The organism is Sporosarcina sp. E16_8 (assembly GCF_017347095.1).
In the GTDB taxonomy this organism is placed as follows: Bacteria; Bacillota; Bacilli; order Bacillales_A; family Planococcaceae; genus Sporosarcina.
Genome location: NZ_JADPRZ010000002.1, coordinates 186,073 through 200,526, shown reverse-complemented (window position 1 = coordinate 200,526; position 14,454 = coordinate 186,073). Strand labels below are relative to the sequence as shown.

13 protein-coding genes are annotated in these 14,454 nt (G+C 41.0%); 11 read left to right on the top strand and 2 right to left on the bottom strand.

Features of this window, described 5'->3' with window-relative positions:
* The first annotated feature begins 21 nt into the window (after positions 1-21).
* Positions 22-669 (top strand): tRNA (guanosine(46)-N7)-methyltransferase TrmB, encoded by a 648-nt coding sequence (gene trmB / locus I2484_RS02760; RefSeq protein WP_207149491.1) that lies wholly within the window; start codon positions 22-24, stop codon positions 667-669.
* A gap of 33 nt (positions 670-702) precedes the next feature.
* A complete protein-coding gene (locus I2484_RS02755; RefSeq protein WP_207149490.1) occupies positions 703-1,548 on the top strand; it encodes a YtnP family quorum-quenching lactonase in 846 nt (281 codons plus the stop codon).
* A gap of 52 nt (positions 1,549-1,600) precedes the next feature.
* On the opposite strand, the gene I2484_RS02750 is transcribed toward I2484_RS02755, so the two are convergent.
* A complete protein-coding gene (locus I2484_RS02750; RefSeq protein WP_186669959.1) occupies positions 1,601-1,915 on the bottom strand; it encodes a hypothetical protein in 315 nt (104 codons plus the stop codon).
* A gap of 176 nt (positions 1,916-2,091) precedes the next feature.
* Between I2484_RS02750 and I2484_RS02745 the strand changes: the two genes are divergently transcribed.
* From I2484_RS02745 to I2484_RS02705, 9 genes are all read left to right on the top strand, one after another.
* Positions 2,092-3,165, top strand: a complete 1,074-nt coding sequence (locus I2484_RS02745; RefSeq protein WP_207149489.1) for a M42 family metallopeptidase — start codon at positions 2,092-2,094, stop codon at positions 3,163-3,165.
* 74 nt (positions 3,166-3,239) lie between these two features.
* A complete protein-coding gene (locus I2484_RS02740; protein ID WP_207149488.1) occupies positions 3,240-3,761 on the top strand; it encodes a DUF84 family protein in 522 nt (173 codons plus the stop codon).
* A gap of 220 nt (positions 3,762-3,981) precedes the next feature.
* Positions 3,982-4,497, top strand: a complete 516-nt coding sequence (locus I2484_RS02735) for a hypothetical protein (protein ID WP_207149487.1) — start codon at positions 3,982-3,984, stop codon at positions 4,495-4,497.
* A 206-nt stretch (positions 4,498-4,703) separates the two neighbouring features.
* A complete protein-coding gene (locus tag I2484_RS02730; RefSeq protein WP_207149486.1) occupies positions 4,704-5,522 on the top strand; it encodes a DUF1444 domain-containing protein in 819 nt (272 codons plus the stop codon).
* Positions 5,519-6,124, top strand: coding sequence for a YtpR family tRNA-binding protein (gene ytpR, locus I2484_RS02725; protein WP_207149485.1), 606 nt, complete (start codon positions 5,519-5,521; stop codon positions 6,122-6,124). The genes I2484_RS02730 and ytpR overlap by 4 nt, the downstream gene beginning before the upstream one ends.
* Positions 6,125-6,218: 94 nt before the next feature.
* Positions 6,219-8,834 carry a DNA translocase FtsK gene (locus tag I2484_RS02720; protein WP_207149484.1) on the top strand — a complete coding sequence of 872 codons (2,616 nt, stop codon included), beginning with the start codon at positions 6,219-6,221 and terminating at the stop codon, positions 8,832-8,834.
* Between the two features lie 113 nt (positions 8,835-8,947).
* Complete coding sequence (gene murC, locus I2484_RS02715) at positions 8,948-10,261, top strand: UDP-N-acetylmuramate--L-alanine ligase (RefSeq protein WP_207149483.1); 1,314 nt, start codon at positions 8,948-8,950, stop codon at positions 10,259-10,261.
* A 287-nt stretch (positions 10,262-10,548) separates the two neighbouring features.
* Positions 10,549-11,040 carry a DUF948 domain-containing protein gene (locus I2484_RS02710; RefSeq protein ID WP_207149482.1) on the top strand — a complete coding sequence of 164 codons (492 nt, stop codon included), beginning with the start codon at positions 10,549-10,551 and terminating at the stop codon, positions 11,038-11,040.
* Positions 11,041-11,190: 150 nt separating this feature from the next.
* Positions 11,191-11,907: a YtxH domain-containing protein gene (locus I2484_RS02705; protein WP_207149481.1), complete on the top strand. Its 717-nt coding sequence runs from the start codon at positions 11,191-11,193 to the stop codon at positions 11,905-11,907.
* Between the two features lie 254 nt (positions 11,908-12,161).
* Here I2484_RS02705 and I2484_RS02700 read toward each other — a convergent pair whose 3' ends face one another.
* Positions 12,162-14,174 carry a cell division protein FtsA gene (locus I2484_RS02700; RefSeq protein WP_255551018.1) on the bottom strand — a complete coding sequence of 671 codons (2,013 nt, stop codon included), beginning with the start codon at positions 14,172-14,174 and terminating at the stop codon, positions 12,162-12,164.
* Positions 14,175-14,454 lie beyond the last annotated feature (280 nt).

Genomic DNA, 14,454 nt, shown 5'->3' with positions numbered 1-14,454 from the left:
AAATAGAAAAGAGTGTATACAATGCGACTTCGCAATAAACCATGGGCAAGAGACTACATGGCAGAACACCCAGATATCCTATTAGCAGAACCAGAAAAAATGATGAATGGTTGGCATACCCTTTTTGGTAATGAAAACCCAATACATATTGAAGTTGGGTCAGGTATGGGTCAATTTGTCATCGGCATGGCAATTGCCAACCCGGATGTGAATTATATAGGCATAGAGCATTTTGACAATGTTATTGTATCTGCATTAGAAAAGGCGGTTGAAGCAGATAAGCCGACAAATTTAAAACTGTTTCGCGCAAATGGAATGGACCTTACAAAAATCTTCCACAAAGGGGAAATAAATAGAGTATATCTAAACTTTTCTGATCCGTGGCCGAAAACGAGAAATGCTAAAAGAAGACTAACGCATGAAACATTTTTAAAGCTGTATGAAGAAGTACTTGCAGAAGGCGGAGAAATTCACTTCAAAACAGATAATCGTCTGTTGTTCGAATACTCACTTGTCTCGATGTCTGGGTACGGCATGAAGTTAGGCTCTGTATCGCTTGATTTGCATGCAGAAATGCCTGAAGATAATATTATGACGGAATATGAAGAGAAGTTTTCTGCAAAAGGACACCCGATATACAGGCTTGAATCTCAATTTACTAATTCATAATCGTATTAGACAAGGGAATGGGAGGATGTTTCTGTGGATACATATACATTTCATGATATGACATTGACATGGCTAGATGGTAGCGGGAATTTTCTAGACGGGGGAACGATGTTTGGGGTTGTTCCGAAAGCACTATGGTCAAGGCGATATGAAGCTGATGAACAAAATCGTATCAAGATGAGAAACGATCCGATTTTTATTCAGTATGAAGGTAAAAATATAATGATTGACACGGGGCATGGAAAAGGAAAACTCAGTGAGAAAATGATGAGAAATCTGGGCATTGTTGAAGAGGCAAAGGTTGAGGGGAGCCTTGCTGAGCTCAGTTTATCACCAGAAGATATTGATATTATTCTTATGACACACATGCATAACGACCATGCAGCGGGTTTGACGGAATGGCGTGAAGGTAATCTTGTTTCAGTTTTCCCGAATGCTGAAATTTACGTTTCACAAACCGAATGGGATGAAATGCGTAATCCCAATATCCGATCCAGGAATACATACTTAAAAGAAAACTGGGAACCTGTTCAGCAACAGGTGAAGACTTTCGGGGGAAGCATTACGATTATGCCGGGAATTGAAATGATCCATACAGGCGGTCATAGCGATGGTCATAGCGTTATCAAATTGACTCAGAACGACGAAACGATTCTTCATATGGCTGATATTATGCCTACACAAGCACATAGTAATCCGTTGTGGGTTCTGGCTTTTGATGATTACCCGATGACGTCAATTTTTGCTAAAGAAAAATTGATGAAAGAGGCACTTGCCGGTGGATATAGATTCACATTTTATCATGATGCTTATTATAGACTTGTAAAATGGGATGCAAGTGGAAAAGAAATCATCGAATCTATTAAAGTGTCTATATAAATAAAAACTGTCACACTACCGGGAGAGAATCCGGAAGTGTGACAGTTTTTATTTATGCTTTTATCAGTTCAACGACTGTACCTGTTTTTGCATCTGCTGCAAATTCGAATTGTTCCAGTTCGCCTTCTTTAATACGTGATATGCCACCGCGGTAAACGTCCATTGTAATGACATTGTTCTTGAAGGGTTCAGTTTTCATGACGATCCATGAACCATCTATCGGACCTTCATTTTTAAAAGCATCTTTAATTGTGTTTAGAACAGAGTCTGCCGAAACGTTCTGATTTACTCGGTCGATTGTTTCACTTACAACAATACCAGCCGCAACACCCGTTACTACACCTGCTAGGAAATCTGTTAATTTCATTCTCATTACCCCCTATATCGGTATTTCAAACAGTGTACCACAAATTTACTTATCTTTGCGAAGCTAGTCTATTGAAATGATAATTCGAATTCCGAATTAAACGATGGAAAATTTCTGAATAATCGACTACACTATTTACAGTAGGTATATACATAAAAAATGGGAGGAACTATTTAATGCAAAAAGACACACTTGAAATGTTTAGGACGTTGACCGAACTTCCGGGTGCGCCGGGTAATGAACACGCGGTACGTAGATATATGCGTGGAGAACTTGGAAAGTACTCTGATGAATTGATCCAAGATAACCTCGGTGGTATTTTTGGCGTTAGAAAAGGCCCTAAAGATGGCCCGCGTATAATGGTTGCGGGTCATATGGATGAAGTTGGATTTATGGTTAGTCAAATTACGGATAACGGAATGATTCGTTTCCAACCACTTGGTGGATGGTGGAGCCAAGTCCTACTAGCGCAGCGCGTTGAAATTATTACGGATAGTGGTCCAATTATTGGTGTCATTGGTTCTATTCCGCCGCATTTGTTAAGTGATGAAGTACGTAATAGACCAATGGATATTAAAAATATGCTAATTGATATTGGTGCAGATGATTTGGCTGATGCGAAGAAAATCGGCATTCGTCCGGGTCAGCAAATTGTTCCAGTTAGCCCGTTTACACCAATGGCGAATGACAAGAAAATACTTGCTAAAGCTTGGGATAATCGCTACGGTTGCGGACTTGCAATCGAATTGTTAAAAGAAGTTCATGGTGAAAAATTGCCAAATAACTTATACTCTGGGGCAAACGTTCTTGAAGAAGTCGGACTTCGCGGTGCTGCGGCAGCAGCGACGATGATCAATCCGGATTTATTCTTTGCACTTGATGCAAGCCCTGCAAACGATGCTACAGGTGACAAAAATGAATTCGGTCAACTTGGAAAAGGGACATTACTCCGGATTTTTGACCGTTCGATGATAACTCACCGCGGTATGCGCGAATTTATCCTTGATATGGCAGAGACGCATAATATTCCTTATCAGTACTTCATCTCACAAGGCGGGACGGATGCTGGACGCGTCCATACGTCAAATGAAGGCGTTCCTAGTGCGGTAATTGGTATTTGTTCCCGATATATTCATACATCGGGATCTATCATCCACACGGACGACTATGCAGCAGCGAAGGAGCTTCTTGTTAAACTTGTGAAGGCATGTGATAAGACAACGGTAGAAACGATTAAAAGTAACGTATAATCTGAAATCCGTCCTTACGCTGTAAAATGGCGTAGAGGACGGTTTTCTGTTTGGATGAATGGGGGAGAATACGAATGGAATTTATGATAGGGTCTACGAACCCAGCAAAAGTGAAAGCGGTCAAAGAGGTTTTGGCAATTCATTTTCCGCAGTCACTTCTTGCCGAGATTGAGGTGGGGTCAGGTGTTTCAGACCAGCCTTTCGGTGATGATGAAACTAGGCTCGGTGCTATTAATCGTGCATTACGCGCAGCAGGGACGAAAGCGGGTGCAATTGGAATTGGACTGGAAGGTGGCGTCCGGATTCTTGAGGGACAGATGTATCTCTGTAACTGGGGTGCGTTAACACTTCCAGATGGAACAAGATTTACAGCGGGAGGCGCACAGATCCCATTACCCAAAGAAATTGCGGAGGAGTTGACGGTGGGGAAAGAACTGGGACCGGTTGTCGATACTTATTTCAAATCGAGTGGAATCCGAATGAAAGAAGGGGCTATAGGTATGCTGACTGCTAACGTGGTAAAACGTGATGAGTTATTCGTACATATTTTACAGCTCTTGGTGGGGCAATATAAATTCCATCTGCAATCTCAGTGAATCCGAACCATCTTGAAACGTGCTTGGTTGTAACAGGTAGCAACGTGCTTGGTTGTAACAGGTTGCAACGTGCTTGGTTGTAACAGGTAGCAACGTGCTTGGTTGTAACAGGTAGCAACGTGCTTGGTTGTAACAGGTTGCAACGTCTTTTGGTTGCAACTAATCCGTAACAACATTAAAATGATAAACAGTGTTTAAATTAATGATTGGGGGAAATCGAATGTTCCGAAAATGGAAATTCATATTCCTGTTGACGATATCTGTATTAGCGCTTGTAGCATGTGGAAAATCGCTCGACGAAAAGGCAACCTCGGGAGTCGTAGCGGCGAGAGAAGCATTTCATTCGAACGATAAAAATCGAACTGAAGAAATTGACGGCATTAAACTATATCTGCCTGCCGGATTTAAAATGGATGATAAGTCAGACGCACAAAATATCGTCTTTACAAAAAACGAAGAAACATTCATCCTTTTTGTCAATCCTAATGAAAAAAGTGACAGTAAACTATTTTATGATTTGCTTCTTACTGATAAAAGCAAGGAAATTGTAGAGCAAGCAACATTTACGGATGAAGGCACATTCGGTTTTGCGGCAGTAGTTAAAAGTGGCAAAGACGATGTTGAGCTTATTGCAAGTGTTGGCGGATCAAAAATGTCGGCATTGACGAAAAAAGGAAACGTCGAAGAAAACCTTGCAAGAATGATGGAAATCGTGCGTTCTATTAATCAAGAGTAAGGTTACTTTTCTACGAAAAGATAAGAAAGTATAAGTTTTTTTGACTTATAATAGTGTCTAGCTCCAGGCGCCAACCCCTCGGGTCAAAAGCAGTCCGGAAAAATCACCGGTCCGTTAGCCGTTTGGGGAGGGATTGAACTACATCCCTCCTGTTTGGGGGCTGAATGGCGCCTTGCGCTTTTCATATGAATGGAGGAAATTAGTAGATGAATTCTGCACAGCTTGTTGAACTATTAAAAGAGCATCTTCCATCTGAACATTTCAAGTGGCGGTTTGACCGGAAAACGGATAAGGTTCGTCTAGAGCATTCGGTTCTAAAAAAAGGGATGGATATTTCGCTTCCGGAAATTCTTGTGAAATATGAACAGAAAAAAGAGGCAGCAATAAAAGAAATAGTTTATACAATCGGTGAGACCTTTAAAGCAATGGAAAAAGAGCAATCAATTGGATTCTCAGATAGTACGATTATTTATCCTGTAATCAGGTCTTCATCATTTCCGAAGGAATCTGCAGTGGGACACCGTTTCCTTATGAAAGAACATACGGCTGAAACGTGTATCTATTATGCACTTGATCTTGGAACGACCTACCGGTTAATTGATGAAAGTATGCTGGAGTCCCTTTCTATGTCTGAAACGGAGATAACAGAGTCTGCATTATTCCGTGTAAGAGCGTTACCGACTGCGATGAAGAAGGATGAAGTCTCAGGTAATATCTATTACTTCATCAATAATAACGATGGTTATGATGCTAGCAGAATATTGAACAGTGCATTTCTGAAAGAGATGGAAGCTAAAATCGAGGGTCATATGACTGTTTCTGTCCCACACCAAGATGTGCTTATAATTGGTGATATCCGGAACGATACGGGGTATGATGTACTCGCGCAAATGGCTATGCATTTCTTTACAACTGGTACTGTGCCGGTTACGTCACTGTCATTCATCTATGAAGATGGAAAACTTGAACCAATTTTCATCATGGCTAAAAATCGTTTGGCAAGAAGGGAAGGAAAGAAAAAGTGAATATATTTTATAACTTAAATGGTGTTGGAGATGTGTTGCTTGTGCAGCTTGCACTTACACGTCCAGAAGCCGTTGCAACGAAATCACAAGGGGATGTTACGTTAATCCATGACGAGGTTACTGGAGAATTAACTGCATTTAACCTATTCAATGCATCATCTTATGTGAAAAATGAAGCGGTCGGGGAAGTTGAGTTGACTGAAGCTGTGGCGAGTCAATTGCAAAACGCACTTCTGAAGAATGGCGTAGAAATTAAACTGGACGTAGATTTCACACCTAAGTTTGTTGTAGGGCATATTTTGACAAAGGAAAAGCATCCGAATGCTGATAAGTTAAGTGTTTGTACAGTAGATGTCGGCAGTGAAGAAGTCCAAATTGTCTGTGGTGCACCGAACGTGGATGCGGGGCAGAAGGTTGTTGTTGCGAAAGTTGGAGCTGTTATGCCATCCGGTATGATCATACGTGATGCAGAATTGCGTGGAGTTCCATCGGCTGGAATGATTTGCTCGGCTAAAGAACTTGGTCTGCCTGACGCACCCGAAGAAAAAGGGATTTTAGTACTAGACAACAACGCTGTTACTGGAGAAACTTTCAATAAATAAGAGCACAAAGAACGTACCGGCATGGTACGTTCTTTTGATTTTATAAATTGATTTGATTTTGTCGTGTCAGTACTGTTAAAATAGAGTGATTGACATGAAAAGAGTGATAGTCTTGAGTTGGTTTAAAACAATAGTAGGCCGGTTATTTGGACCGGATGAAGACAACAATAAAGTGGAGCTAGAATACGAAGAACCAGAAAATGAAATTGACGAATCATTAAATAAAAATGAAACAAAGAACAGTACATCATTTCGCTTTCCAATTATCTCAGATGCAGAAATTTATGGTTGGGACGATGAACCTGTTACTAAAGTTGATACTCCAAAAAAAACAACCAAAAATGAAGATGTGTTCGATAATTATGAAACGAAACCACTTTCAGAAAATGTTAAATGGCCAAGTGACAACAGAACAGTCAATATCTTCAGGGCTGAATCATTACAAAAATATGGCGTAGAAGAGAAAGGGGGAAAAAGTTCTTTCTCCTCCACAAAAAAGGTACTTCAGGAGGAACTTCCGCCGAAAGTGAATGTGTCGGTACAAAAACGTTCCAGTAAACCATTTACACCGACCGAAGTACCTTCACCTGTGCATGGATTTATTAACCCAAGAAGAGAAGCAATGACACCTTCGAAAGTAGAAGAAGTAATGTTACAACCACGGGAAGATAAGGAAGTTGTCACAGAACAACAGCTGACACAGCCGGATGAAGTTCCTTATGAAAACGAAAAAACGATTAGCATATCAATTTTGAACGAAGACTTTGTAGTTGGAAATGACAGCAGTGAAGTTACTTCTAGTGAGATAGAACCTCCAAAAGTTGAAGTCTACGAAATCGAATCAACAGTAATTGAGGACGAAGAGACGGTGGTCGTGCCGGAAGCTTTAGAGCCTTCTGAGGATGAAATCTCTACAATCGAATCATTAGTGGTTGAAGATGACTTTAAGGGAATTATTTTGGATATTGTGGAACATACTGAGGATGCGTTACCTGATGCTGAGGCAGAAGCAGATGATGAGCCTTCTCCTGAGATTCCTGAATTGGTAGAAGAACAGATTCAGGAAACTAGAAAAGAACGGACTGTTCCATTCAATGTACTAATGTTGAAGTCCGATAAAGAAAAGCTGAAAGCAGTAATACCTTCAATTTTGCAAGTCCCAAATGAAAACGAAAAAGTAACTATCTCTGAGTCGATAAGTACGAAACCATTGGTCCACGTCCGAGAAGAAGCTTTGGTAGAGTCTAAAGAAATAGCCGTCGAAACCATAGAGGAAGAGGAGGAGGAACCCTATTATGCATTCCCATCACTGGATTATCTGATTCCACCCGAATCTCAAATCGAAGATACAGAGTGGCTGGAATCGCAATCTGAAAAGCTTGAGGAAGCGCTGTCGCATTTTGCTGTTAAAGCGACCGTTATTGAAGCAATGCAAGGTCCGACTGTCACTCGTTTTGAACTGACTGTCGGGGTAGGGACTAAAGTGAGTAAAGTACGTAATTTAACAGATGACTTGAAGTTGGCACTGGCAGCCGAAGATATTCGTATCCAAGCACCTATTCCTGGAAGAAGTTCCATTGGAATTGAAATCCCGAATCGGAAGACAAGACCTGTTCGGATATCCGAAGTTATTGCAACGGAGCAGTTCAGGGCTTCGACGTCGCCGCTTGAAGCTGTGCTTGGATTAAGCCTGACTGGAACACCAGTAACCTTAGACCTTCGCAAGATGCCACACGGTATGATTGCTGGGGCTACAGGTTCTGGTAAATCCGTCTGCATTAACTCGATTTTGGTCAGCTTGCTTTACAAAGCTACACCAACGGACTTGAAAATGATGCTGATTGACCCTAAAATGGTTGAACTTGCACCATTCAATGGCATTCCACATCTAATCAGTCCTGTGATTACGGATGTCAAAGCTGCAACTGCTGCATTAAAATGGGCAGTGGCGGAAATGGAACGACGTTACGAGCTGCTTGCTCATGCAGGTGTTAGGGATATCGAGCGTTACAATAAGGCGGTTGTAGAAAGTCGTCGATTCTCTTTGAAGATGCCTTATCTTCTAATTGTCATTGACGAACTTGCCGATTTAATGATGATGGCGCCGGCAGATGTCGAAGTATCAATTAGTCGAATTGCGCAAAAAGCACGTGCTTGCGGTATTCACTTGATCATCGCGACGCAGCGTCCTTCTGTCGATGTTATTACAGGTACGATCAAAGCAAATATCCCAACAAGAATCGCATTTTCGGTTTCATCACAAATCGATTCTAGAACAATAATCGATTCCCCTGGAGCAGAAAGGTTACTTGGCAAAGGTGACATGCTTTACATTGGAAATGGACAATCTTCTGGTGTCCGACTGCAAGGTACATTTGTCACGGATGAGGAAATAGAGCGTATAATAGAACACGTTCGGAATGAGGCAACACCTGATTATTTATTTGGCCAAGAAGACCTTCTTGCAAGCAGTATCGAAGAAGAAGGAGCTGATCCACTTTTTGAAGAGGCTTGTCTCTTTATCCATGAAACAGGCAGTGCATCAACGTCTCTGTTACAACGTAATTTCAGTATCGGATACAATCGGGCCGCCAAACTAATGGACCGGATGGAAAAGAGTGGATTCATCTCAGGGCCGCGAGGGAGTAAGGCGCGAGATGTCTTTTTGACGGAAAGTGATCTCGATCGACTTACAGATCGTATGGAGTAGTAAGGGCATTGCAATGCAGGCTTTAAATTAATATACTAAAATGATAAGTGTATAGGGAATAAATGATTTATATTTAATTAATGGGAACAGAAATGATCCCGGGAGGTTGCATTATGACGTTTTTCCATTTTACTGGCATTAAGGGCGCTGGAATGAGTTCGCTCGCCCAAATACTTCACGATTCTGAGAATGAAGTACAAGGTTCAGACGTGGAGAAATGGTTCTTCACAGAAGATCCGCTCCACGAAAGAAACATAACTGTCTTGAAATTTGATGAAAACAATATTAAATCAGGCATGACAGTTATCGCAGGAAATGCTTTTCCTGATAGTCACCCAGAACTTATAAGGGCTAAGGAACTTGGCCTCGAAATTATTCGATACCATGATTTTTTAGGGAAGTATATGGAGAATTTCATATCTGTCGGAGTTACAGGTTCACACGGTAAAACGTCGACTACTGGCTTGCTTGCTCATGTACTATCAGGCCATTCACCAACTTCATATTTAATTGGAGATGGCACGGGGAGTGGTCCTGCAGATAGCGAGTACTTTGTTTTCGAAGCTTGCGAATATAAACGGCATTTCCTGGCATACGAACCCGACTATGCGATTATGACGAATATCGATTTTGATCATCCGGATTACTTTAAGGATCTTGCGGATGTGATGGACGCATTTGGTGAAATGGCACTGCGAGTGAAGAAAGCACTAATTGCATGTGGTGATGATAGACACTTGCAAAAAATTCAGGCTAATGTACCAGTGCTCTATTACGGATTTGAAGAATCGAATGATTTTGCTGCGAAAAATATTGTCAAAACGATGGAAGGTTCATCCTTCGATGTTTTTGTAAGGAACGAATTTTATCATAATTTTACAATACCGTTGGCCGGGGATCATGCAATCTTGAATTCCTTAGGTGTGATTGTGCTCTGTCATTATGAAGGAGTAAAAGCATCTACTATCCAAGAAAGACTGTCGACATTTCATGGTGTTAAAAGACGTTTCACGGTAATGGAGATAGCGAATCGGATTATTGTGGATGATTATGCCCATCACCCTACTGAAATCCAGGCAACACTGCAAACAGCGCAACAGAAATACCCTAACCGTGAAATTGTTGCGATATTCCAACCGCATACATTTACGAGGACCGCTGCTCTTTTAGATGAATTTGCAGAAAGTCTTTCAACTGCTGGCCATGTCTATTTATGCGATATATTTGGGTCTGCACGTGAAAAGGTAGGTAATTTAACGATTAATGATCTTATTAATAAAATTCCAGGTGCAAAGCATCTTGATCTTGATGATAATGAATCACTTGAATCTCATGGAGATGCAGTATACCTCTTCATGGGTGCAGGCGATGTTCAGAAATACATGAGCGCATTCAAGTCTTATCTTGAAAGAGAAGAAACAGTTTAACAGAGCAATCTATATGTTGAGTGTGTAGAATCACTGAAGTTTTTTATTTCAACATCTATATTTCAATTAAAAACAGCTTGACCCTGGACAGGGCAGAATCATCTTGATCCAGGGCCAGCTGTTTTTTCGTTTGGGAATGAACCAGTTACCCTGTAAAATAAAATGATTTCTAGTTTCATGAAGGAAAATGAAGAGTAATGTCGAAGAAGTAATAAAGAGGTATAACGTTTATTTTATCCTTTACAAGGGTAGACAATGTTATATGAGTATTTGAAGGAGGCAGTACCGTGGAAAATTTACTGTACATAGCGGCAATTGTCGCTGCAATCGCATTTTTGATTTTATGCATTAGTTTGGCGAAAACCCTATCTTCATTGAAGAACACATTACAAAGTGTTTCTGGAACAATGGAAGGGCTGACAACTCAACTTGAAGGGGTAACAACGGAAACAACAGAACTTCTTCATAAAACAAATCAACTTGCCGAAGACATTCAGCAGAAAGCCGAAAAACTGAACACTGTCGTCGATGCTGTGAAAGGCGTCGGGGAGTCTGTCACAGTACTCAATTCCTCTGTTCGAAGAGTTTCCAGCAATATCGCTACAGAAGCAGAACGGAACAGTGACAAGATTGCACAAATTGTTCAATGGAGCAATGTGGTTATAGACATTATGAGCAAGGTAAAGGAACGGAAGACAGGTAAGACAAACATGAAAGGCTGGACTGCTTATAAGCCGGTACCGGGCCAAAAGAGATTGCCTAGCCCGAATAAAGGCTAATAAATAGGACCCAAATACAGAGTGTATAAGTGTAAGATGAGAATACCTATATAAACCGAGTGAGAGGGATTCCCTAGCACCGAAACGGTACAGTGGGATTTATTATTTCAACATATAAATATATAGTTTTAAAAATAGGAGGAATTGGATATGAGTGAAGAAAACAAAGTGAAATCAACTAATAATGACCCACAATACAATCAGGGTGGCCAAGGTTATGAAAATGCATATGGTCAACCATCATACCTACCGGCAAATTATGATTATAACAAGGACTATACAGATTCTTTCTATGATGAAAATGAAAGTTCAGGAGCTGGAAGCTTCTTAGTGGGTGCACTTGTCGGAGGAGTTATCGGAGCAGCTGCAGCACTATTCTTGGCACCAAAAACGGGTAGTGAAATGCGTGGAAATCTTACGACTCAAGCAACTCATCTGAAAGATAAAAGTATTGAAATCAGTTCTGTTGCAAAGGAAAAAGCAACAGAGTTAACTTCGGTCGCAAAAGAGAAAACGGGTGAACTATCGAAAACAATCCAAGAACAATCTGGACAATTTGTCGATAAAGTGAAATCGATGAAATCAAAAACATCTATGCCGATGGATGATGGAACAGCATCTTCTGAAGGTGAAGAGTCTATTGATTTTATTGATACAGCAAAATCTAAAATTGAAAATTCAGTTGAAGCTGGAGAGGAAAGTGTGACAGCAACTGCTGAAGCAATAAAAAAAGCAGTTGTGGGAAAAGCTAATAATGCCGAGGAAGCTACAACTGGCAATAGTGATGTCTCTTACGGTAACAGTGAGAACCTTGGTAAAGATAAAACAACTAACCAGAACTACGTGTCAGACATTCTTGAAAAATGAAAAAATGTTAAAAGTCCATCTACTCAAATTTGAGTAGATGGACTTTTTTAAGTAAGAAAGTATAACGTTTTGTACCTGGATCGATGTTCAGACGCCAGCCCCTTGAGTCTCTGCGATCTTGCAGAAAAGGCAAAGTACGCCTTTATCTTCAAGACCTCCGACGTACAGGACGTACTAGTGCCGACGTTGCCACAGGACGTGGCGAATTTAGTCGGCCAGCGCTTTTCGGGTCTACCGAGTCGCTTCCGCTTTACTTACATAAAACTAATTTCAAGTCTGTCGCCGCCGAAAATAGCATCGTTGAATCCGATGGGTGTACCGTTTCGAAGCAATTTATAATTACTTGATGTGCTTTCGGGTAAACTATAATCTGTAAACGCAAAGATGTCGCCGAAAGTAATAGGACTTTCACTTAGTGCTACGAAATCAAGGCGGTCACCAGGTTTTACAATGGTGGATACTTTCTCATCATGGCCATTTAGTGTAAGTCTAAGTCGTGGTTTTCGAATTGTAATAGTTTCATCATTAAATTGAACCGTTATTATATCGAATGCCTTTTTACCAATCTCCGCTATAACTTCTTCTATGGTAGGGAAGGGTGGTTTTTGGGTTGTAATTAGGTCTCCATTTTTCAGTATGTGTGAAGGTTGCACTGAAGTTCCCATGATGAAGAACTCAATGTTCTTTTTTTTCAAAGTGACCTTATTTTGATTAACGGATACAGTGAAGGTACTACCATATAAAAGGTCATTTCGATGTGCTTTTTCAAACGCTGTTGCAACTGTTCTGGCATGTGAAACTGTGATTTTATCACGGTCTCGGATCAACGTATCACTATTTTTTAGACTTCCATTAATGTGAATTAGGGGTTCCAATTGCACGGTAACTCCATCCATCGTAGCACTGATGGCCTTCATATCCTCAACAAGGTCACGTACAGCGGCTGTTGCGTTAGTACCATCACTGCCGGGAAGTAAGTCGATTGTATCGCCGTTTTTGATGGAGTCTTTTGTACTTGCTTTTACCCCGTTCAATAGGATTGTTGAGGGTGTACCGTGTTCGCCGGGTATTATGATATCGTTGTCATTTACTGTTATTGTCATTCCGAGTCCGGGCATGCCATATAGTTGGCGTGCTTTAATGTTTGCTGCAAGGAGTGCATCGCTGACAGTCATTTCTTTTAATTCGAAGAGTCGTAGCACCTTGTCATTTACGGACACGGACATATAATGAATCGGTGCTCTTCTTGCTGCAATAGCGATACCTATTGGTGTGACGAGTTCAGGTGACGAAGCGATTCCAGGTTTCATAGTAACTCCCGAGAGAGCATCCAACCCACGAATACCTACCCTGTTTTCGGGTAGTCCTAAGCAAATACTAATTTCTTTTGTCAGCCCTGGAGTTAAACTTCCGCCGCCAACAACCATGACTGCTTTAGGGGAAACTCCATTGTTCAGGCGCTTGATTTCATCCGAAATAGATTTTGCAAGTCGGTCTACGGCGGGTTTGATAATAGCGGTCACATCACTTGATGCGACATTTTCTTCAAAGCCTAGAATGTCTGTCATGACAATTGTATCTTCTGTTGTGATACTTCTTTTTGCAGTTTCAGCAAGTGGGAAGTCAAGGAGATAATGGTTGCTGAGTGCTTCAGTAATTTCATCACCTGCAAGTGGTACCATTCCGTAAGCCACAACGGTGTTGTTATCGGTAATGGCTATATCCGATGTACCTGCACCTATATCGACAAGCGCGACGTTTAGGCGTCTCATGGATGGCGGGATAAGGACGTTGATAGCTGCAATCGGTTCCAGTGTCAGTGCTTCCATTTCAAGTCCTGCACGTTTTAGTGCTGAAAGAAGTGATTCGACGACGACTCGAGGAAGGAATGTCGCGATGACATCAACAGAAGCAGACCGCCCAGCCTGATCAATCAAGCTGCCTATTTCATCACCTTCAAGTTTATAGTAAAGAACTGAATAACCGACACAATAATAATAATCGTCTTTTGTCACCTTATCGGAGGACAGCAGTTTTTGCTGAGCTTGTTGGACTGCTGCAAGTTCCAAATGATTGATGTCTTCAACAGCAATGAGGGACCTTTCTGAAATGTCGATTGCCATTGAACCTTCCGATGTTTTCAAAGCCCGACCCGCGGCGGCAACACTGACTCGTTTCAAAGGACCATGTTTTTTCTCGAGTGTTTCTTTGATTTCCGAAATGACGCTTGCAACACTTAAAATATTATGTATTTGTCCGTCAATCATTGAACGTTCTTTATGTTCAATTGAAACAAGGTCAGCAACGTGAAAAATACCATTGTCTTCAATAAGGATGATTCCAACGACAGAACGAGTCCCAATGTCGAGTGCAAATAGTGTAGTAGCCAGAATAATTCATCCTTTCTGTCGATAAATGTCCTGTATTTAAAAGAATAAGTAGAAATAACGTGACTTTTCAAATAGTCTTCTTTATACTTAGGTCTATTATCAAAAATGTAACATATATTCTTCTCTACTGAAAGAGAATTATATATACGGGGAGGAG